The sequence below is a fragment of the uncultured Granulicatella sp. genome (genome assembly GCF_963521425.1).
In the GTDB taxonomy this organism is placed as follows: Bacteria; Bacillota; Bacilli; order Lactobacillales; family Aerococcaceae; genus Granulicatella.
Genome location: NZ_CAUQUN010000001.1, coordinates 1 through 21,840, shown reverse-complemented (window position 1 = coordinate 21,840; position 21,840 = coordinate 1). Strand labels below are relative to the sequence as shown.

24 protein-coding genes are annotated in these 21,840 nt (G+C 33.7%); 23 read left to right on the top strand and 1 reads right to left on the bottom strand.

Features of this window, described 5'->3' with window-relative positions:
- Positions 1–88: 88 nt before the first annotated feature.
- The 18 genes from RWO76_RS00120 to RWO76_RS00035 all read left to right on the top strand — a co-directional run bounded on the left by RWO76_RS00120 (position 89) and on the right by RWO76_RS00035 (position 16,465).
- A complete protein-coding gene (locus RWO76_RS00120; RefSeq protein ID WP_314353467.1) occupies positions 89–238 on the top strand; it encodes a hypothetical protein in 150 nt (49 codons plus the stop codon).
- A 31-nt stretch (positions 239–269) separates the two neighbouring features.
- Complete coding sequence (locus RWO76_RS00115; protein ID WP_314353466.1) at positions 270–464, top strand: hypothetical protein; 195 nt, start codon at positions 270–272, stop codon at positions 462–464.
- 68 nt (positions 465–532) lie between these two features.
- Positions 533–868 carry a hypothetical protein gene (locus RWO76_RS00110; protein ID WP_314112663.1) on the top strand — a complete coding sequence of 112 codons (336 nt, stop codon included), beginning with the start codon at positions 533–535 and terminating at the stop codon, positions 866–868.
- A 140-nt stretch (positions 869–1,008) separates the two neighbouring features.
- Complete coding sequence (locus RWO76_RS00105) at positions 1,009–2,187, top strand: iron-containing alcohol dehydrogenase (RefSeq protein ID WP_314353465.1); 1,179 nt, start codon at positions 1,009–1,011, stop codon at positions 2,185–2,187.
- Positions 2,188–2,207: 20 nt separating this feature from the next.
- A complete protein-coding gene (uvrC, locus tag RWO76_RS00100; protein WP_314353464.1) occupies positions 2,208–3,980 on the top strand; it encodes an excinuclease ABC subunit UvrC in 1,773 nt (590 codons plus the stop codon).
- Positions 3,981–4,409: 429 nt separating this feature from the next.
- Positions 4,410–5,285 carry a transporter substrate-binding domain-containing protein gene (locus RWO76_RS00095; protein WP_314353463.1) on the top strand — a complete coding sequence of 292 codons (876 nt, stop codon included), beginning with the start codon at positions 4,410–4,412 and terminating at the stop codon, positions 5,283–5,285.
- Positions 5,286–5,298: 13 nt separating this feature from the next.
- The gene (locus RWO76_RS00090; RefSeq protein WP_314353462.1) at positions 5,299–5,949 is read left to right on the top strand and encodes an amino acid ABC transporter permease; all 651 of its coding nucleotides are present in this window, start codon (positions 5,299–5,301) and stop codon (positions 5,947–5,949) included.
- A 106-nt stretch (positions 5,950–6,055) separates the two neighbouring features.
- Positions 6,056–7,039 carry a Gfo/Idh/MocA family oxidoreductase gene (locus tag RWO76_RS00085; protein WP_314353461.1) on the top strand — a complete coding sequence of 328 codons (984 nt, stop codon included), beginning with the start codon at positions 6,056–6,058 and terminating at the stop codon, positions 7,037–7,039.
- A gap of 9 nt (positions 7,040–7,048) precedes the next feature.
- Entirely contained in the window at positions 7,049–8,269 is a 1,221-nt protein-coding gene (locus tag RWO76_RS00080) for a DEAD/DEAH box helicase (protein WP_314353459.1), read from the top strand.
- Positions 8,270–8,284: 15 nt separating this feature from the next.
- Positions 8,285–8,647: a hypothetical protein gene (locus RWO76_RS00075; RefSeq protein ID WP_314353458.1), complete on the top strand. Its 363-nt coding sequence runs from the start codon at positions 8,285–8,287 to the stop codon at positions 8,645–8,647.
- 11 nt (positions 8,648–8,658) lie between these two features.
- Positions 8,659–9,417 carry an RNA methyltransferase gene (locus tag RWO76_RS00070; protein WP_314353457.1) on the top strand — a complete coding sequence of 253 codons (759 nt, stop codon included), beginning with the start codon at positions 8,659–8,661 and terminating at the stop codon, positions 9,415–9,417.
- A gap of 425 nt (positions 9,418–9,842) precedes the next feature.
- Positions 9,843–10,316 carry a ribosome maturation factor RimP gene (gene rimP / locus RWO76_RS00065; RefSeq protein WP_314353456.1) on the top strand — a complete coding sequence of 158 codons (474 nt, stop codon included), beginning with the start codon at positions 9,843–9,845 and terminating at the stop codon, positions 10,314–10,316.
- Positions 10,317–10,354: 38 nt separating this feature from the next.
- Complete coding sequence (nusA, locus tag RWO76_RS00060) at positions 10,355–11,464, top strand: transcription termination factor NusA (protein ID WP_314353455.1); 1,110 nt, start codon at positions 10,355–10,357, stop codon at positions 11,462–11,464.
- An 18-nt stretch (positions 11,465–11,482) separates the two neighbouring features.
- Complete coding sequence (gene rnpM, locus RWO76_RS00055; protein ID WP_006702589.1) at positions 11,483–11,785, top strand: RNase P modulator RnpM; 303 nt, start codon at positions 11,483–11,485, stop codon at positions 11,783–11,785.
- A complete protein-coding gene (locus RWO76_RS00050; protein WP_314353454.1) occupies positions 11,772–12,098 on the top strand; it encodes a ribosomal L7Ae/L30e/S12e/Gadd45 family protein in 327 nt (108 codons plus the stop codon). Before rnpM ends, RWO76_RS00050 begins: the two co-directional genes overlap by 14 nt.
- A 12-nt stretch (positions 12,099–12,110) precedes the next feature.
- Complete coding sequence (gene infB, locus RWO76_RS00045; RefSeq protein WP_314353453.1) at positions 12,111–14,480, top strand: translation initiation factor IF-2; 2,370 nt, start codon at positions 12,111–12,113, stop codon at positions 14,478–14,480.
- A gap of 36 nt (positions 14,481–14,516) precedes the next feature.
- The gene (gene rbfA, locus RWO76_RS00040; protein WP_227931372.1) at positions 14,517–14,876 is read left to right on the top strand and encodes a 30S ribosome-binding factor RbfA; all 360 of its coding nucleotides are present in this window, start codon (positions 14,517–14,519) and stop codon (positions 14,874–14,876) included.
- Positions 14,877–15,313: 437 nt separating this feature from the next.
- Complete coding sequence (locus RWO76_RS00035; protein WP_314353452.1) at positions 15,314–16,465, top strand: DUF819 family protein; 1,152 nt, start codon at positions 15,314–15,316, stop codon at positions 16,463–16,465.
- 217 nt (positions 16,466–16,682) lie between these two features.
- Here the strand turns inward: RWO76_RS00035 and RWO76_RS00030 are convergent, their stop codons facing one another.
- Complete coding sequence (locus RWO76_RS00030) at positions 16,683–17,528, bottom strand: DegV family protein (protein WP_314353451.1); 846 nt, start codon at positions 17,526–17,528, stop codon at positions 16,683–16,685.
- A gap of 184 nt (positions 17,529–17,712) precedes the next feature.
- On the opposite strand from RWO76_RS00030, the gene truB reads away from it, so the two are divergent.
- From truB to RWO76_RS00005, 5 genes are all read left to right on the top strand, one after another.
- On the top strand, positions 17,713–18,615 hold the full coding sequence (gene truB, locus RWO76_RS00025) for a tRNA pseudouridine(55) synthase TruB (protein ID WP_314353450.1): 903 nt from the start codon (positions 17,713–17,715) through the stop codon (positions 18,613–18,615).
- 15 nt (positions 18,616–18,630) lie between these two features.
- Complete coding sequence (gene ribF, locus RWO76_RS00020; RefSeq protein ID WP_314353448.1) at positions 18,631–19,572, top strand: riboflavin biosynthesis protein RibF; 942 nt, start codon at positions 18,631–18,633, stop codon at positions 19,570–19,572.
- A gap of 10 nt (positions 19,573–19,582) precedes the next feature.
- Positions 19,583–20,014 carry a GNAT family N-acetyltransferase gene (locus RWO76_RS00015; RefSeq protein ID WP_314353447.1) on the top strand — a complete coding sequence of 144 codons (432 nt, stop codon included), beginning with the start codon at positions 19,583–19,585 and terminating at the stop codon, positions 20,012–20,014.
- Positions 20,015–20,025: 11 nt separating this feature from the next.
- On the top strand, positions 20,026–21,321 hold the full coding sequence (gene purB, locus RWO76_RS00010) for an adenylosuccinate lyase (protein ID WP_314353446.1): 1,296 nt from the start codon (positions 20,026–20,028) through the stop codon (positions 21,319–21,321).
- A 61-nt stretch (positions 21,322–21,382) separates the two neighbouring features.
- The coding region (locus tag RWO76_RS00005; protein ID WP_314350018.1) for an elongation factor P at positions 21,383–21,840 on the top strand (458 nt) is incomplete at its 3' end.

Sequence of the window (21,840 nt, the reverse complement as noted above, 5' to 3'; positions counted from 1 at the left end):
TATGATAATTATTTTATTGGTGACACTTTTCATGTATACTACAGTTAAAGAAAATTGTTTAATAGAAATAGAATAAGGAGGGGGTAAAATGGTAGGGATTTTGATGAATGCGAGTGTAAAAATAACGAACAAAAAAGAGTTTGAAGAGTTACAAAAAAGAATGACAACACCAAATACATCGGTAAATATTAAAGAGACAATTCAAAATAGAATTACTCCCGGGACAAAAAATATATAGAAAAATATGGAATTTCAAGGAGAACTAAAAAATGATAGTAGATATTGAATTAATTGAAGTGTTATTAGAAAAATATACTGCTTATAAAATAAGTAAAGATACTGGGATTAGCTATACTACAGTTAATGATTGGAAAAAAGGTGAAACAAGTATTTATAAAATGCAGTTAGAGAATGCCTTAAAATTATCAGAATATGCAAAAAAAGAAAACCTTAATAAAATTTAAAGATAACTTTTTGCCTTATGGGTAATTTTTTTGTATACTAGATTCAGAGAAATCAAGAGAGGTTATTCATGAAGCGTCAAAAAAATAAACCTAAAGGTAAAGCATCTAAAAATTCAAAAGAAGCAATGACATTAGTGGATTGTTATTACATTCCAACAGCAATTGCAGAACATTTTTGCCTATTACGTGAGCATTGTGCGACAGAAGTAGAACAAACTTTATTACAGCACTTTGCAAAAGTTCAACGAGAACAACGGGAAGACATTGGCGAAGTAATTGTTGCTTATGATGAAGCTGGTGTATGTCATGGTGAGATTAGTTTAAGTCCAACTGAAATATCAAAATTAGAAAAAGAAATTTCAGCCGAGAGATTGGATAAATATTTAGAAATTTATTTTAAATAAGATATTTTAAATAATGGATGAAGTTTAATCTGTAACAACTCCTGTTGGAAATTCCTACAGGAGTTTTTTTCTTTTTAAGTCGTGTGATTTGCCTCAATACCTAGAGCTTGATATCATCAAATAGAAAGGTAGGAGATACTATGGAATTAGGAATTCGTAATTTCACATTTAGAAACCCAACAAAAATTTTATTTGGAAAAGATCGTATTAAGGATATTGATGGAGAAATTCCAAAAGATGCGAAAGTATTAATTTTATATGGAGGAGGTTCTGTTAAACGGAATGGAGCCTTTGATCGTGCTGTACAAGCATTAGGAAATCGTGAATGGGATGAGTTTGGAGGAATCGAAGCAAACCCAACATACGAAACATTAATTAAAGCTGTTGCACGTGTAAAAGAAGAAGGTTTTACTTATTTACTAGCGATTGGTGGTGGTTCTGTCATTGATGGAACAAAGTTTGTAGCTGCAGCAAGTGTTTTTGATGGCAATCCATTAGATATGTTTAGAGGAGGCTTTGGAAAAGGTCTTCCTGTTACAAAAGCTGTTCCGTTTGGAACAATTTTAACATTACCTGCAACTGCTTCAGAAATGAATAGTGGAGCGGTAATTACTTTTGTAGAATTAAAAGCGAAAGTAAGTTTTAGACCAGATGTAACATTCCCTCAATTTTCAGTATTAGAACCTGAATTAACCTATACATTACCAAAACGTCAATTAGTGAATGGTGTATTAGATACCTTTATTCATACGATGGAAAATTATTTAACATACCCTGTAGATGCAAAATTACAAGACAGATATGCAGAAGGGATTTTACAAACATTAATTGAAATAGCACCAACAGTTATTGATGAAGAGAATCATGACTTTGCTGCAAGAGCGAACTTTATGTGGTGTGCCACAAATGCATTAAATGGAACCATTTCTGCAGGAGTACCGACAGACTGGGCAACTCATGCATTAGGGCATGAAATTACATTAAATCATGGAATCGACCATGGACGTACATTATCAATTGTATTACCTGCGATGATGAAAGTTCGTAAAGAACAAAAATGGGACAAATTGATTCAATATGGAAAACGAGTTTGGGATTTATCAGGAACACCCGAGGAAATCGTCAATGGAGCCATTGAAAAAACAGAAGAATTCTTCGCATCATTAGGGGCACCGATTCGATTCAAAGATGTTTCATTAGATGAATCAGTGATTGAAGCATTAGTGGAAGGATTAGGACGTCATGAGAAAATTCATTTATCAGAGCATCATAATCTAGAATTAGAAGATGCAAGAATTATTTATCAAACTGCATTATAGTAGGGGAAAGGAGCGAAAAGATGGCAAGTGAATTAATTGAAGAAAAGTTAAAACAATTGCCTGATTTACCAGGATGTTACTTGATGAAAAATCAAGAGGATGAAATTATTTATATTGGTAAAGCAAAAAACTTAAAAAATCGAGTTCGCTCCTATTTCCGTGGAGCACATAATACTAAAACTGAAAAATTAGTGAGTGAAATTCATCATTTTGAATTTATTGTGACGAAAACGAATAAAGAATCATTATTGTTGGAAATTAATTTAATTAAGAAATACCAACCTTATTACAATATTAAATTAAAACAAGGAACGATGTATCCTTATTTAAAAATTACAAATGAACGAGATCCTCAACTAGTGATTACAAGTAGCGTTGAAAAAGATGGAGGCATGTATTTTGGACCTTATCCGAATGTTTATGCTGCAACAGAAACGCAACAATTGATTCAAAAGATTTATCCATTGAGAAAATGTGGAAAGAATGAAACACGTGCTTGTTTCTATTACCATTTAGGGCAATGTATTGGCTGTTGCGACCATCAAGTTTCACCAGAAATTTACCAACAACAAAAGAAAAAAATTCAACGGTTTCTTGAAGGTGATGTAAAAGAAATTAAGCAAGATTTGCAAAAGAAAATGGATGAAGCTTCAGAACAATTAGAATTTGAACGAGCAATTGATTATCGAAATCAAATTCAATATATTGAAACAACAGTAGAGAAACAGCATATTATGTCTCAAGATTTTACAAATCGTGATGTATTCTCATTCTATATGGATAGAGGTTGGATTTCTATTCAAGTTTTCTTACTAAGACAATCTACAATTATTAAGAGAGAAGCAGCTTTATTCCCTATTTATAATTCAGTAGAAGAGGAATTAACATCCTTTATCGTACAATTTTATCAAGAACAAAATCATATATTGCCAAAAGAAATTTTAGTACCAGCTGAAATTGATAAGGAGTTACTAGCTGAAGTATTAGAAGTCAAAGTTTTAACTCCTCAAAGAGGTCCGAAGAAACGAATGCTTGATTTGGCGACACAAAATAGTGAAGTAGCTTTACTTGAAAAATTCAAGATTGATGAAAATAGTCAGCAAAAAACATTAGGTGCGGTTGAACAATTACGACAAGCACTTGATTTAAGTCGTTTAAGCGTGATTGAATCATTCGACCACTCGAATATTCAAGGGACAAATCCTGTATCAGCAATGGTCGTTTATCGAGATGGAAAACCGGAAAAGAAGAGTTATCGAAAATTCAATATTAAAACCGTACAAGGGAGTCATGAATTTTTAACAACACAAGAAGTCGTGAGAAGACGATATTCTAGATTATTAAAAGAACAGAAACCTTTACCGGATTTAATTTTGATGGATGGTGGAAAAGTTCAGATGAGAGCTGCTATGGAAGTTTTAGAAGATGAACTTGGATTATACATTCCGATTGCTGGAATGGTAAAGGATGAGAAACATAAGACTGCTCATTTACTGTATGGTGAAGATTATGAACAAATTGAATTAGATCCAACGAGCCAAGCATTCCATTTATTACAACGAATTCAAGAGGAAGTCCATCGATATGCGATTACATTCCATCGTCAAGTAAGAAGTAAAAATGCTTTTTCTTCTATTCTTGATGAGATTGAAGGAGTTGGACCGAAGACTCGAACAAAACTATTGCAGCATTTTAAAACAATGAAGGGAATCCAAGAAGCAACAGTTGAAGAGATTCAAAAACTGGGAATTTCTGAAAAAGTGGCGAAGCGTATCAAAGAATCAGTGAGATAATATCATTGGGATTTCTCTTTAGGGTGTGAGGCCGCCAGCAGCCTCGCAAAGCGAGTCTCATGGCTAACATTTGAGCCTAGGGTCTCAAATGTTGCCTTAAAAGCTTCCTGTGGTCAGGAAGCTTTTATTTCACACCTATGTTCTATCGTGTGGCAAAGGCGCGCGTTGCGCTGTTTGCCTATTGGTGTACATGGGTGGTGATTTCTCTTTGGAGTGTGAGGATGTGTTTTGGAAGAATTGTGTTTATTTCAGGCTTACTTCTGTACCTTTAATTGTTATAAAAAGTTTCAATATTGTTTAAGTGTTTGTATAACAGGTTTTTAAATCTGTTATATTTTTTGCTAAAAACAGTAAAAAATAATTGATTTCTTTCTCAGAGTATGCTATTTTATGTTAGTCAAAAATTTATGAAAAAAGGTAGGTAAAATCATGAACAAATGGTTTAAACTAGGTGCAGTTGCTGCAACATTATTTTTAGGAGCTTGTTCGACTTCAACAAGTACTACTACAAGCAAAGATACTGTATCACAAGCACAAAAAAATTGGGATGCAATTGAAAAAGCAGGAAAAATTAAAGTTGCAACAGCAGGTACTTTATATCCACAATCATTCCATACAGATAAAGACAACTCTTTAACTGGTTATGATGTTGAGATTGTAAAAGAAGTTGCTAAACGCTTAAACTTAGAAGTTGACTTCACTGAAATGGGTGTTGACGGTATGTTAACAGCTTTAGATAGCGGTCAAGTAGATATTGCTAACTATTCAATTGAAGAAGGTTCAAAATATGTAGACAAATATTTACGTACTGAACCTCATAAATATTCATTTACATCAATGGTAGTTCGTGAAAGCGACAATTCAGGAATTTATTCTTGGGCTGATGTAAAAGGTAAAAAAGCTGCAGGTGCTGCAAGTACAAACTACATGAAAATTGCTAAAAAATTAGGTGCAGAATTAGTTATCTATGACAATGTTACAAATGATGTTTATATGTCTGATTTAGTAAATGGTCGTACAGATGTGATTATCAATGACTACTACTTACAAAAAATTGCTGTAGCATTCGGTAAAGATACTTTCCCAATTAAAATTAACGAAGGTGTTTACGCAAACCCATATAGCGCAAGCTTCTCTATTAAATTAGGAAATGAAGTTATCCAACAAAAATTCAATGAAGCATTAAAATCAATGAAAGAAGATGGAACTTTAACTGAAATTTCTAAAACTTTCTTTGCTGGTGAAGATGTAACTCAACCAAAAGACTTGAAATTAGAAAAAATTGATTTTTCTGATGTAGAATAAGAGGCGATGACGATTGTTTAATCTTAAGTTAGCGATTCATAGTCTTTCCTTTGTATTAAGTGGTTTAAAATATACATTAGGAATTGCTGGAGTAAGTTTTATTTTTGGAACGATCTTAGGTTTCATGTTTGTTTTAATGAAACGTTCGAACATAAGAGTTTTAAGAATGATAGCTAATTTCCATGTTTCTTTTATGAGAGGAACTCCTACATTAGTATTTTTATTCTTATTATATTTCGGATTACCTTATTTAAAAATTCAACTTCCAGCTCTAGTCTGTGCAATCTTATGTTTTAGTATTGCAAGTAGTGCATATATTTGTGAAGTGTTACGTTCTTCAATTGATGCAGTGGACTATGGACAATGGGAAGCTTCTACTTCCTTAGGATTGAATTATTTTCAAACATTAAGAAGAGTGATTGTTCCTCAAGCATTTAGAATTTCAGTACCACCTTTAAGTAATGTTTTATTAGATATGATAAAAGGAACGTCATTGGCAGCAATGATTACGGTACCTGATATTTTTCAAAATGCTAAAATTGTTGGAGGTCGAGAATTCGATTATATGACGATGTATATTTTAGTAGCGTTAATCTACTGGAGTATCTGTTTAGTGTTTGAACAAGGTCAGAAAATTTTAGAAAAAAGATTATCTTTATATTAAAAATGAAGAGGTTGGAATTCCAGCCTCTTTTTTGTATGTAACGGGGATTGCTAGAGATTTTAATGAAAATATGATAGACTATCCAGGAAGAAAAGGAGTGGTGATCATGAAAAAATTAGCAATTATAGGCACAGGATGGATATCTTCTTCTTTTGTAGAAGCGGTGCAACAAACGAATAGTTTTGAAGTCGTATCTGTTTACAGTAGAACAATAGAAAAAGCAGAAGAATTTGCTACAAAACACCAGATTCCTTCTTGGACAAATCAATGGAGTGAATTCTTATTAGAAAATAATTGGGATGTTGCCTATATCGGATCACCAAACCATACACATGGTGACTATTCAAAACAATTATTAGAGAATCAAAAAAATATTATTGTTGAAAAACCATCCTTTTTATCGATAGAAGAGTGGGATGAAGTTCATCAATTAGCGGTGGAAAAAAATTTATTCGTGATTGAAGCTATTCGTCATTATTATGAACCAGCCTTCCAAAAAATTGGTAAAATGATTGCTCCTAGATTGGATGAAATAAAAGGAGCTGTGTTATCGTATGCAAAATATTCTTCAAAATATGATGCATTTTTAAGAGGCGAGATTGCGAATTCATTTTCATTAGCTTCTGGTGGGGGTGCTTTAATGGATTTAGGAGTTTATCCTATTTACAATGCGATTAGCTGGTTTGGAATGCCAGAAAAAGCTCATTATCAAGCACGTAAATTACAAAATCAAGCAGACGGACATGGAATTGTATTATTGGAATATCCAACGTTTGACGTAACGATTTTTGTTGGGAAAGTGTTAAACGTATGTCTTCCTCAAGAAATTTACTTTGGAAAAGAAACGTTGCAAATCAATGACTGCCAAGAAATTAAAGAAGTCAAAACACTATATATGAGTGAAGTTGTGGAAATAAAGGAATATGAACTTCGTAAAAATCCATTAGAATGGGAAGCCATTGGTTTAGCAAAACTATTAGAACGTACACCAGAATCTCTAAAACAATATGAACAAAGTAAAAAAATAAGTCGTAATGTTTTAGAAGTGATTGAAGCATTAAGAAATTCAGCAGGAATTACATTTAATTAAGGAGAAATCATGAAAGAATATATTCAAAATAAATGGAATGAAAAAGGTTTTAAAAACTTAACTCCGATTCAAGAAGCAACAGAGGAATTGATTCAAAATGGGGAAGATCTAGTAGCAGTCTCTCCAACTGGAACAGGAAAAACATTAGCTTACTTATTACCCTTATTGGAGAAAATTGAAATCAATCATGAATTACAAGCGGTCATTTTAGTACCTAGTCAAGAATTAGCACAACAAATTGGTGAAGTCATTCGTGAATGGAAATTGCCAGAATTAACCATGTTAGTTTTAGCAGGAGGAGCTAATGTAAAGCGTCAAATTGAAAACTTAAAGAAAAAACCAGAATTAGTCGTTGGAACACCAGGAAGATTAACAGAATTAGCGAATCAAAGAAAATTAAAACTTCATCAAGTTCAAACACTTGTTTTAGACGAAGCAGATTATTTATTGGCTCAAGAACATTTAGAACAAACTCGTTCCTTTATTAAAAAATGTCCATCACAACGACAAATGATTTGTTTTTCAGCCACTAAAAATGAAATATTAGAATCTATTCACCAATGGATTAATATGACACCAAAATGGGTTGAAAACGAACAGAAAATGGCAGGAAATAGGAATGTAAAACATGTGTATATTGAATCTCCTGTTCGTAAAAAAGATGAATTGTTAAGAAAATTTGCAAATATGAAGGAATATCAAGCGTTAGTATTTGTCAATTCACTTGCAAATGCGGGAATTTTAGCAGAAAAATTACAATATCACAATATTCCTTGTGCCTTATTAACGAGCCAAGAAAATCAAATCAATCGAAAAGCAGCGATTCAAGCTTTTAAAAAAGGAGAAGTTCCTATTTTATTAACGACAGATGTTGCGGCACGTGGATTAGATATTGAAGATTTACCAGTCGTGATTCATTATGACTTACCTGAAAACAAAGAGGTATACACTCATCGTTCAGGGAGAACTGGAAGAATGGGGAAAGATGGTTTAGTCATTAGTTTTGTGACAGAAAAAGAAGTAAGAGACTTGAAAAAACTCATTCCAGCTGATGCAAAACTAGAAGCGTTCCAAGTTCATTCGAGCCAATTACAAGTTGCTCAGAAGAAAAAAGTGGTGGAAAAGAAACCTTACAAACCAAAAGACAAAAAAGGAACAGCTAAAAAAGCTTATCCATCAAAAGATAAAAGATCCTTTAAAAATAAAAAATCATCAGGGAAGAAAAAGTAAAAAGGAGTTTCTTAGATGCTTACATTGGAGTTTTTGAAAAATCATTTAGAAGAATATCATTTACCCTTTGAAGACAAAGCGGTGTTGATTCAAGTCAAAAGATTAATCCACGAAGATTATGCGATTTGTTATTGGTCTTCAATGGGCTGTGTATTTTTGTGGTTAAAAGATGATGCCACATTTTCTGATATAAGACCTCTACTATTTCCGATTGAACGAGTAGAGAAAGTACAGTATCAAAAGAAATTTTTATCAAATGATGAATTAAGTTTTGAAGTAGAGGGAGAAAAGTTTCAATTTGAAATCCCTCATCGGTCTAAATATTTTTCGAATCAAAAAGAACAATTAAAACTGTTCCGTCACTTGATGGAACAATAAAGGAGACGGACATGGAAATTATTCGTTCGCACCAAAATGCAATGGTTAAAAATTATCAGAAATTACAAACTTCCAAAGGTAGAAAAAAATCGGAAGCGTATATGATAGAAGGGGAACATTTAGTTGAAGAAGCCATTCAATCGACTGTTCCGATTCAACGTTTAGTTGTCAGTGAGGATGCGATTCATCTTTATGAAAAATGGACAAAAAGCTATCCAACAATGTTTGTTTCAAAAGAGGTGTTTGAAAAGTTATCGATGACTCAAACGACTCAAGGTATTTTAGCGATTGTACCATTAGAAAAGAAACTATTGGTCGAAGTTCCTCAGGGGCGTTATCTTTTAGCGGATGCAGTTCAAGACCCAGGTAATTTAGGAACAATTATTCGTACTGCCGATGCTGCAGGATTTGATGCTGTTGTTTTAGGAGAAGGCTGTGTGGATTTATATAATGATAAAGTGGTTCGTTCGATGCAAGGAAGCCAATTTCACGTAGCGATTTATCATGAAAATTTAACGGATGTATATGCCAAATTAAAAGAAAATGATATTCCGGTTGCTGTAACAGCACTTCATCGTGAGGCTAAAGATTTCAAATGGTTAACTGGTAGAGAATCTGTTGCAATTGTGGTTGGAAATGAAGGAAATGGCGTTCGACAAGAATTGATTGAATCTGCGGATCATGTGATTCAGATTCCAATGTTTGGTCAAGCGGAATCGTTGAATGTAGCGATTGCGAGTGGGGTACTTATGTACCAAACTAGATTATAGTTTATAGGGATTGGGCTGATGTTGTGAGGCCGCCAGCAGCCTTGCGTTGCAAGTCTCATGGCTAATTTTTGAGCCTAGGGTCTCAAAAATTGCCTTAAAAGCTTCCTGGAAACAGGAAGCTTTTATTTCACAACAGCGCCCAATCCCAGGTGTTTCGGTCATAATACGAGAGTACGTTTAGGATGTGGTGTACGGAAATCTCATTAACGTTCTTTCGTTTAGCAAATGCGCTATGCTGTTTGCTTGAAGGGGGGCTATTTTGGGTTAGTTGTTAGTCTTAGTGTAGTGGCTCTTATTAGTTATGAGCGTTTTGTTTGATTGATATTTTTATCTGTGCTATACTATTTATGAATTAAAATGACGTGGAAAGGAGAGTGAGCAGGAATGCTCACTCTTTTTACGCAGTTATGTAAAGGAGGTTATCTATGAGTAAAGTAGCAGAATTAGTTTCAACACTCGCTTTGCCAGTTATTGAAGCAGAAGGGTTTGAATTAGTCGATTTAGAGTTTGTAAAAGAAGGGAAAAATTGGTTTTTACGTTTTTACCTTGACAAACCAGGTGGAATTGATTTAGATGATTGTGCATTTATGAGTGAAAAATTTAGTGAATTATTAGATGCACAAGATCCAGATCCGATTCCTCAAGCGTATTTCCTTGAAGTATCTTCTCCTGGTGCTGAACGTCCTCTGAAAACTGAGAAAGATTTGAGAGAAGCGATTGGACAATATGTTCATTTATCTTTCTATCAACAAGTCGAAGGTGAGAAGTTTTTAGAAGGATTTTTAACAGAAGTAACTGATGAGTCAGTGACTTTAGAAGTGAAAATTAAAACGCGAAAAAAATCAGTTACGATTATGCGTGAAAATATTGCAAAAGCTCGATTAGCGATTCAATTCTAGGAATCAATTAGAAACATTTTTGACAAAGGAGTCACATTATGAGTAAAGAAATGATTAAAGCATTAAATATTCTTGAAGAAGAAAAAGGGATTTCTAAAGAAGTTGTAATTACAGCTTTAGAAGCTGCTCTTGTTTCTGCTTATAAGAAAAACTATGGACAAGCACAAAATGTTGAAGTTGAATTTGATGCTAAAAAAGGAAAAATGCATGTATACGCAGTGAAAGAAGTTGTGGAGTATGTATTTGATTCAACACTTGAAGTGAGTATTGAAGAAGCTCATGAATTACATAAAGCTTATGAAGTTGGAGACAAAATTCGTTTTGAAGTAACTCCAAAAGATTTTGGACGTATTGCTGCACAAACTGCTAAACAAGTCATTATGCAACGTTTAAGAGATGCTGAACGTACAAATATTTATAATGAATTTATCGAATATGAAAATGAAATTATGACAGGTGTTGTTGACCGTCAAGATTTCCGTTATGTCTATGTAAATTTAGGTAAAATTGTGGCAGGAATGACAAAACAAGATCAAATTCCTACTGAAGAATATTTACCAGATCAACGTATTAAAGTTTTAGTATCTAAAGTTGACAACACGACTAAAGGTCCATTAATTTTCGTAAGTCGTACACATCCAGATTTATTAAAACGTTTATTTGAACAAGAAGTTCCTGAAATTTACGAAGGAGTTGTAGAAATCGTTTCTATTGCTCGCGAAGCAGGAGATCGTGCGAAAGTTGCAGTACGTTCTAGAGATACAAACTTAGATCCAGTTGGAACTTGCGTAGGACCTCGTGGACAACGTGTACAAAATATCGTAAATGAATTAAATGGAGAAAATATGGATATCGTTGAATGGAACGAAGATCCATCTGTATACATTGCGAATGCATTAAATCCTGCACAAGTTGTGAAAGTAGACTTTGATTCAGATCGTAATAGTTGCATCGTTGTAGTTCCAGATCATCAATTATCATTAGCGATTGGTAAACGTGGACAAAATGCTCGTTTAGCAGCTAAATTAACTGGTTTCCGTATTGATATTAAATCAGAATCAGCTTATCAAGAATATTTAGACCAATTAGATTCAGAATTACCTACAGTTGAAGAAAATTCAAGTGAAGAAGTTCAAACTGAAGAATAATCATTAAGGAGGCATCTTATGAAAAAAAGAAAAGTTCCAATGCGTCGTTGTATAGCTTCTGGAGAAATGATGCCTAAGAAAGAATTGGTACGGATTGTTCGTAACAGTGAAGGTGTCGCTCAAATTGATCCTACTGGAAAAGTCAATGGAAGAGGAGCTTATATTACATTAGAACCGACTCTTGTTGAAAAAGCGTGGAAGAATCATTTATTTGAACGTCAATTAGAAATCGAAATCCCAGATAGTTTCTATGAAGAACTATTGCAATATGTGGATCACCAAAAAGCTAGAAAAGAGTTATTTAGTGATGGAAAGCATTGATAAAAAGAAAGCTCTCAATTTATTAGGGATGGCGACTCGTGCCCGTAAACTAATATCTGGAGAAGAGCAAGTACTGCAAAGTATTCAAAAAGAAAAAGTAAATCTCGTTATTTGTACAATAAATAGTAGTGAGAATACCGTAAAGAAAATCAAAAATAAATGTGAATATTATGAAATCCCTTTTATTCAGCAATTTACAACGGAAGAAGTTTCGCAGGCGATTGGAAAACAACGCTCGATTATCGCGATTGCTGATCAAGGTTTTACAAAAAGTCTGATGAAGATGAAAGGATTTAACGATATGAACGAATAGGAAGGTGAACGTATGTCAAAAACACGTGTATATGAACTTGCAAAAGAGTTAAAACTACCTAGTAAGGACATTATCGAAAAAGCAAAACAATTAGGCATTAGTTATAACAGCCATATGTCAACAATGGAAGATGGAGAAATTGCAACAATTAAAGCTTCAATTTCAACAAAGAAAGAAGCTCCAAAAAAAGTTGTTGAAAAGAAAGAAACTCCTGCGCCTAAAAAAGTAGAGGCAAAGAAAGAAGCAGCGCAACCTAAAAAGGAAACTGCAAAAAAAGAAGAAGTGAAAAAAGCTGAACACAAACCAGCACATTCACCAAAACAACAGGATAAAAATCATCAACCAAATCAAAATAAACACGGACATAAGAAGGAATCTATGCAAAAACAAGAAAAAGTAGCAAATAAAGGACCAAAACATCAATCTCGTGATGAAGAATCATATTCAAATCATCGTGAATCTAAAAAAAATAATGATTTCAAACGTGGAAATCAAAAACGTGGTGGCGAACGTAATCAACAAGAAAACTTTAATAAGAAAAATCGTCATCAAAAAAATAACCGTAAACAACAAAAGAATGCTGAACAAAAACCAGCAGTTCCAGCACGTAAATTCCATGAATTACCAGATGTATTAGTGTATACAGATGGAATGACAGTTGCTGAGTTAGCTAAAAAGATTAAACGTGAACCAGCAGAAATTATTAAAAAATTATTCTTATTAGGAGTAATGGCAACATTAAACCAAGGATTATCGAAAGATGCGATTGAATTATTAGCAGCAGACTATGGTATGGATGCTGAAGAAAAAATCGAAAAAGATATTTCTGATTTAGATGTATACTTTGAAGAAGCAGCTGCTGAGAGCGACTCACACGCAGTTCGTCCTCCAGTTGTTACAATCATGGGACACGTTGACCATGGTAAAACAACTTTACTTGACCAATTAAGAAATTCTTCTGTAGTTGCTGGAGAAGCTGGAGGAATTACACAACATATTGGAGCTTACCAAATTAAAATTGATGGCAAACCAATTACATTCTTAGATACACCAGGTCACGCGGCATTTACAACAATGCGTGCTCGTGGTGCGGATATCACAGATATTACAATTATTGTAGTTGCTGCTGATGACGGTGTAATGCCACAAACAATCGAAGCGATTAACCATGCTAAAGCTGCAGATGTTCCAATTATTGTTGCTGTAAACAAAATTGATAAACCAGCTGCTAACCCAGGTCGTGTAATGCAAGAATTATCTGATTTAGGTTTAGTTCCTGAAGCATGGGGTGGAGATACAATCTTCGTTGAAATTTCTGCTAAATTCAATCAAAATATCGAAGAATTATTAGAAATGATTTTATTAGTAGCTGAGATGCAAGAATTAAGTGCAAATGCTAATCGTTTAGCATTAGGTACAGTTATTGAAGCTCGTTTAGATAAAACAAAAGGACCTATCGCAACGTTATTAGTTCAAGAAGGAACTCTTAAAGTTGGAGACCCAATCGTTGTTGGGAATACATTCGGACGTGTCCGTGTAATGGTGAATGACCAAGGACGTCGTGTGAAAACAGCTGTTCCAGCAACTCCAGTAGAAATTACAGGATTAAATGCCTCTCCACAAGCTGGTGACCGCTTCGTAGTATTTGAAGATGAAAAATCAGCTCGTGCAGCCGGTGAAGAACGTGCAAAACGTGCTTTAATTGAACAACGTAATGCATCAAGCCGTATTACTTTAGATAACTTATTCTCAACATTAAAAGATGGAGAAATGAAAGAAGTTAACGTCATTATTAAAGCAGACGTACAAGGTTCTGTAGAAGCATTAGCTTCAAGTTTACAAAAAATTGAAGTTGAAGACGTACGTGTGAAAATTATCCATACAGCTGTTGGGGCAATCAATGAAAGTGATATTACTTTAGCAACAGCAAGTAATGCGATTATTATTGGTTTCAACGTAAGACCTACACCTCAAGCGAAGATTCAAGCTGAATCTGACCAAGTAGATATTCGTTTACACCGTATTATTTATAATGTTATTGATGAAATTGAAACAGCGATGAAAGGTATGTTAGATCCTGAATTTGAAGAGAAAATTACTGGTTCTGCAATCGTTCGTGAAACTTATACAGTGTCTAAATTAGGTACAATTGCTGGTTCATATGTCACTGAAGGGGTTGTAAAACGTTCTAGTCAAGTTCGTTTAATTCGTGATAACATCGTTATTTACGAAGGTGAATTAGCAAGCTTGAAACGTTTCAAAGATGATGCTAAAGAAGTGAAATTAGGATTTGAATGTGGAATTATGATTGAAGGCTACAATGATATTAAAGTAGACGATATTATCGAAGCATTTGAAATGGTTGAAATTAAAAGAAAATAGTTGTTAGATGATGGAATAAAGAGAGGAGAGTATTAAATGGCGAATTTCCGTGTTGGTCGTGTTTCTCAAGAGATTTTGAGAGAAGTGAATGATATTTTGTCAAAAAAAGTTCGTGATCCTCGTGTGCAAGAAATTACGATTACTGAGGTAGATGTAACAGGCGATTTGCAAATTGCGACGGTTTATTATACAACTTTGCAAACTTTAGCGAGTGAGCGCCAAGCAACTGAACGTGGATTGGAAAAATCTAAAGGTTTAATTCGTCGTGAATTAGGGAAACGTTTATCTCTCTATAAAACGCCTGAATTAATTTTTAAACGTGATGAGTCTGTTGATTATGGAAACCATATCGAAGAATTGTTGAAGAGTATCCAACAAGAGGACGAGGAACGTTAAATATAAACAAAAAAGTTTTTCTATAGTAATATAGGACGCCAGTAGCCCCCTATGGGGTCTCTTGGCTAAAATTTGAGCCATGGTCTCAAATTTTCCTAGTAAAAGTAGCCATCTGGCTACTTTTACGCATATTACTATAGATTTTTTTGTTTCTATTTATCTTAAAAACTAATACTTCTTAGTATGCAACGTAAAATTGTTATAACAAATGAAAATATTCTCCGTAGTAGCTAAAGTAATGGAATCCTGACTAAGGATTTCATTACGGGAAAAATTGAGACCTTAGGCTCAATTTTTAGCAATGAGACTCGCAAAAGCGAGGCTGCTTGTGTCCCTAGCTACTACAGAGAGTATATTATTTGATTTATTATAATTACTTCGTGAAAAATTTTCTAACTGTGGTATAATAAAAACACTATGAATAAAAGAGGTGTATTATGATTTCTGCAAATGAGACTTGGATTCTTTGGTCCATTATTATCGTCATTGCAACAGTAAGTATTTATTTAGAAAATCATTATGAGTGGGCTTCAAAAATTAGTGGTCCGATTATTGGTTTATTAGCGGCAGCTACATTAAGTAATGTTGGCATCATTCCAGTTGAATCTCCTGTTTATGATCAAGTATGGGATGTTGTAGTGCCACTAGCGATTCCTATGTTGTTATTCACATGTGATTTAAAACAAATTTGGAAAGAAAGTGGACGTCTATTAATGATTTTCTTAATTAGTTCTGTCGGAACTATATTAGGTGCTTTAGTAGGTTATGCTTTCTTAGGCAAAATGATTCCTGTATTGAATCATATTGCAGGAATGATGGTGGGAAGTTATATCGGTGGTGGAGTTAACTTTGTAGCAGTTGCTTCTGCATTTGATATTCCAAAAGAATTAATTTCTGCAGCTACTGTAGCGGATAATTTATTAATGGTATTTTATTTCTTAATTTTATTAATGATTCCATCTATGGCATTTTTCAAAAAACATTTTAAATCTGCATATTCAAATGAAGAATTAGAAGATTCTAAAGAATATCAATCTAAAACAGTAGTGACTTTACAAGATATTGCTTTTGTATTTGCGATTGCTGTAGTGATTGTAACGGTAAGTTTTACTTTATCAAAAGGAATTGCCACTCTTGGACAAAATACTGTGATTCAATTTATCTCTAATAAATATTTGATTCTAACAACTTTAACAGTTGCAGCTTCAACTTTATTTTCTTCATTTTTCAAAAAAATTCATGGAGCAAATGAAATTGGAACTTTCTTAATTTACTTATTCTTTGTTGTAATTGGAATTCCTGCTTCCATTGAGGCGATTATTGCAAAATCTCCATTACTTTTAGTGTTCTGTGCTATTATGGTTTTTGTAAATATGTTCGTAACCTTCTTAGGGGCAAAAGTATTTGGCTTTACAATTGAAGAAGCTATTTTAGCATCTAATGCAAACATTGGAGGTCCAACAACGGCAGCAGCTATGGCAGTATCAAAAGGCTGGCACCGCTTCGTAGCACCAACCATGTTAGTAGGAACATTAGGATATATATTAGGAACCTATATCGGAATATTAGTAGGAAACTTCCTCATGTAACAGAAAAGACAAACATCAACTTAGAAGAAAAAACTAAGAAGATGTTTGTCTTATTTATTTGAAAAAAGACTTCCTAAAGTAGTATGGAACAAATAAGCTGTTAGCTTATTTGTTAGGAAATTTTGAGACCTAGGCTCAAAATTTAGGCAAGAGATTCGCTAAGCGAAGCTACTGCCGTCCTAATACTACTATAATAAGAAGTCTTTTAATAGATATATTATTTTGTTAGGTAAGTAACCGCCATCGCATCAACACCTGTATGGCTCATAATAATTGGTGAAGTCATTACAATTGTTAGTTTAGCATCTGGGAATAACTCACGTAAAGTATCGATTTGAGATTGATTAAACTCATTCAATCCAGCATGCATAATCCCAATTTCTTGAATCCCATTAGGGCAAGCTTTCATTTCCTCAAAAACTTCATCATATTTCTTCTGAAGAGATTTTAAACCTCTCCCTTTTTGAACAATCTCAATTTTACCATTAATAACTTCTAAAAATAGTTTAATGTTTAATAAATTCGAGAAAGCTCCCATGACACGACTAATACGGCCACCCTTAATTAAATTATCTAAATTTAAAACAGTTAAATATAATTTCGTACGTTGACGAGTACTTTCAATTACTTCTAAAACTTCTTCAGCACTTTTGCCTTCTTTGGCAGCATTCGCTGCTTCACGAACAATAATTCCCATTGAACGAGAAGTGAAGTCTGAATCAACAACTGTTACAGTTGATTCCGTAATATCTGCTGCTTGTCTTGCAGCATTCACAGTTCCACTAATTGAATTCATTAAGTGGATTGAAATAATTTCTGACCCATCTTTTCCTAATTCATCATACAGTTCTACAAAACGCCCAATAGAAGGTTGAGCAGTCATTGGTAATTCAGAACTTGCAATCATTTTATTTTTAAATTCTTCTTTTGTAATAGTTTCACCGTCTAAATAATGTTCCTCTTGAATCGTAATATTTAATGGAACTACATGAATATTGAAATCTTGGATTTCTTGTTCGGTTAAATCAGCAGTTGAATCTGTCACTATGATTATACGAGACATGTCGTCACTCCTTTTAACTTAATGTATTTCTATCATATCATATTTTTTTACAAAACACCTAGCATTAATATTTTTAACTAAGGATAGAGAATTGTTCTAGCATTGGATTTGTTTTTTTTTAAGAAAATCTGTGATAAAATATGATAAGTTATTAAGTTAAATTTGTTGAAAAAGGAAGAAATCAATGGACGGAATTTTACCATTATGGAAAGAAAAAGGAATGACTTCATTCGACTGTGTCTTTAAAGTGAGACGCTTATTACAAACGAAAAAAGTAGGGCATTCAGGTACATTAGATCCAGAAGTAGACGGTGTTTTACCAATTTGCGTTGGAAAAGCAACAAAAGTGGTAGAGTATTTATTAGAATCCAATAAAGTTTATCAAGGAGAGATTTGTTTAGGGATTGCTACTGAAACAGAAGATGCTCATGGAGAAATCGTGAAACAAGAAGAGATAATGACTCCATTTACAATTGATGAAATTGATACCATGATGGAAACTTTTCAAGGAGAAATTACTCAAATTCCTCCAATGTATTCTGCTGTGAAAGTCAATGGTAAAAGACTATACGAATATGCTCGAAAAGGAGAAGCTGTAGAACGTCCAGAAAGAAAAGTTACTATTTATGAGTTTAAACGAACTTCGACTCCTAAATATGATGAAGTGACGAAAACACAAAAATGGACATTTGAAGTGAGTTGTAGTAAAGGGACTTATGTTCGTACATTAGCCGTTGATCTAGGAGAAAAACTAGGAGTTCCTTCTCATATGTCACAATTAACTCGTATTAAAAGTGGACCATTTATTTCAGAACAATGTGTGACATTATCACAATTAGAAGCTTTAGTGGAACAAGATCAAGCTTCATCCATCCTTCGACCTTTAGAAGAAGTGTTTGAAACATACCCTAGAGTGGATGTTCCAGAAAACTTTATTACAAAAGTAAAAAATGGAGCACTGTTAACTACAGAAGAATTACCTCAAGTGGTAGAACCTTCAACTTTTTATATTGAAGGTGAATTAATAGCCTTATACGGACCTCATCCTGAGAAAAAAGGACTATTAAAACCGATTAAAATGTTTTAAGGAAAGAGAGATAACATGCAAATTATAAAAATCACCCATCCTTATGAGTCTTCTCAAATTGTTCAAGAGCCTATTGTGTTGGCACTTGGATTTTTTGATGGGATTCATTTAGGGCATCAGGAAGTGATTCAACAAGCAAAGGAAAAAGCTCAAGAATTAGGCGTGAAATTAGCGTTAATGTCATTTGATCATCATCCTTCCATTATTTTCCAAGGAGCAGATCCAGACGAATTACAATATCTATCACCCTTTGAAAGAAAGGTTGAGTTATTAGAAGAGTTTGGTGTAGATATTTTTTACGTTATTGATTTTACAAAAGAATTTGCTTCATTAAGTCCTCAAGAGTTTGTTGACCAGTATATGGTTGGGCTAAATGCTGTAACAGTTGTTGCTGGATTTGATTATACTTATGGGAAAATAGAGATTGCTAATATGGATTTATTACCCACTTATGCAAAAGAAAGATTTTCAATTGTTACGATTTCAGAACAACAGACAGAAAAACAAAAAATTGGTTCCACAGCAATTCGAAACTATTTAGAAACGGGTCAAATCGAAGAAGCAAATGCATTATTAGGCTATGAATATACGATGATTGGAAAAGTTGTTCATGGTTTTGGACGTGGAAGTTCCTTATTAGGATTTCCAACAGCAAATATTGATGTTTCTGCAGACACTTATTTATTGAAAAAAGGAGTTTACATTGTAGAAATTCAAGTAGAAGATAAATGGTATCCTGCGATGGCTTCGATTGGAGTGAATCCAACGTTTAATGATGTAACGAAAATTACGATTGAAGTCTATATTTTAGATTTCCAAAGAGATATTTATGAATTCCCAGTAAGAGTCAAATGGTTGCATTATTTACGAGACGAATTAAAATTTGATGGAGTAGAAGCACTAATCGCTCAATTAAAAGAAGATGAAGTAAATACTAAAAAATATTTTGAAAAATAATGGTGAAAATATGTGGTACTTGAAAAATTTTGACGAATTATCTAAAAAAGAAGTCATTGAAATTTACAAAGCAAGAATTCAAACCTTTATTGTTGAACAACAGTTAAATTATCAAGAAATTGATGAAATTGACAAAAGAGCGTGGCATTTATTCGAAACAGATGAAGCTGGTAAAGTGATTGCGTATTTACGAATTTTCCAAGAAGTTGATGGAGCTCATATCGGACGTGTCATTGTGGATGAAGATTATCGTAGACAAGGAAAAGGAAGAGCTCTAATGGAAAGAGCGATAGAAATTTGTCAAGAATGGTATGTCGATCAGCCGATTATGATTCATGCACAAACGTATTTACAGCAGTTCTATGAATCATTAGGCTTCGAAGTTTGGTCACAACCTTATCAGCTAGTTGGAATTGAACATATAGATATGATTTTAAAATAGGAGGCATTTGTATGATTACTCGTTACACAAGACCGGAAATGGCCAAGATTTGGTCAGATGAAAATCGTTATCGTTGTTGGTTAGAAGTTGAGATTTTAGCTTGCGAAGCTTGGGCAGAGTTGGGAGACATTCCAAAAGAAGATGTCCAAAAAATTCGTGACAATGCTAGTTTTTCAGTGGAAAGAATTTTAGAAATTGAAGAAGAAACAAGACACGACGTTGTAGCTTTTACTCGTGCAGTGAGTGAAACATTAGGAGAAGAACGAAAATGGGTTCATTATGGTCTAACTAGTACAGACGTTGTGGATACTGCCTATGCTTATCAATTAAAACAAGCGAATGATATTTTACGCAAAGATTTAAGACGTTTCTTAGAGATTATAAGGCAAAAAGCGCTTGAACATAAATATACTGTTTGTATGGGAAGAACGCATGGTGTACATGCAGAGCCAACGACTTTTGGGTTGAAGCTTGCATTATGGTATTCAGAAATGAAACGGAATATCGAACGATTTGAACGTGCTGCCCAAGGTGTCGAAGCTGGAAAAATTAGTGGAGCCGTTGGAACTTTTGCCAATATTCCAACTTCTGTAGAAGCCTATGTATGTGGTCAGTTACAAATTCGTCCTCAAGAAATTTCAACACAAATCTTATCGAGAGATTTACATGCGGATTATATTTCAACGATTGCTTTAATTGCGACTAGTATTGAAAAATTTGCCACTGAAATTCGTGGCTTGCAAAAATCAGAAACACGTGAAGTCGAAGAATTTTTTGCAAAAGGTCAAAAAGGTTCTTCTGCAATGCCACATAAGAGAAACCCGATTGGTTCAGAAAATATGGCTGGCTTATCTAGAGTGATTCGTGGACATATGGTAACAGCGTATGAAAATGTCAATTTATGGCATGAAAGAGATATTTCGCATTCTTCAGCAGAACGTATTATTATTCCAGATAGCACGATTTTACTAAATTATATGTTAAATCGTTTTGGTAATATTGTTAAAAACTTAACGGTATTCCCTGACCGTATGCTTAAAAATATGGATGCAACATTTGGATTAATTTATAGCCAACGTGTTCTGTTGAAATTAATTGATAAAGGATTAAGCCGTGAAAAAGCTTATGACTTAGTACAACCATGTACAGCACTAGCTTGGGATGAACAACGTTCATTTAGAGAAATTATTGAAAAACACGAAGAAATTATGTCACATTTAAGTGTAGAAGAATTGAATGATGCCTTTGATTATCACTATCATATTCGACAAGTTGATGAAATTTTCCACAGAGTTGGACTTGATTAGTGCATTTTTCTAAAAAATATGGTATAAACGTATAGTAAACAAAATATGAAGGAGAGTTAACATGATTAACGTAAGTGATTTAAAAGCAGGAATGACTTTCATTCTTGATGGAAAATTAATTAAAGTGTTGGAAATCAGCCACCACAAACCAGGTAAAGGAAATACTGTCATGCGTATGAAAATCCGTGACGTTCGTAACGGATCAACAGTTGATACTACAATGAGACCTGATGAAAAAGTAGAACGTGCTCACATCGATACAAAAGACGTTCAATACTTATACAGCCAAGATAACGTTGGTGTATTCATGGACTTAGAAAGCTATGAACAATATGAAATTCCAGAAGAAACAATCGAAAACGAATTGAAATACATTTTGGAAAACATGGAAGTTAAAATCCAATTCTACGGAACAGAAGTAATTGGGGTTTCATTACCTTCAACAGTTGTATTACAAGTAACTGAAACTCAACCATCTATTAAAGGTGCTACTGTTACAGGTTCTGGTAAACCAGCAAC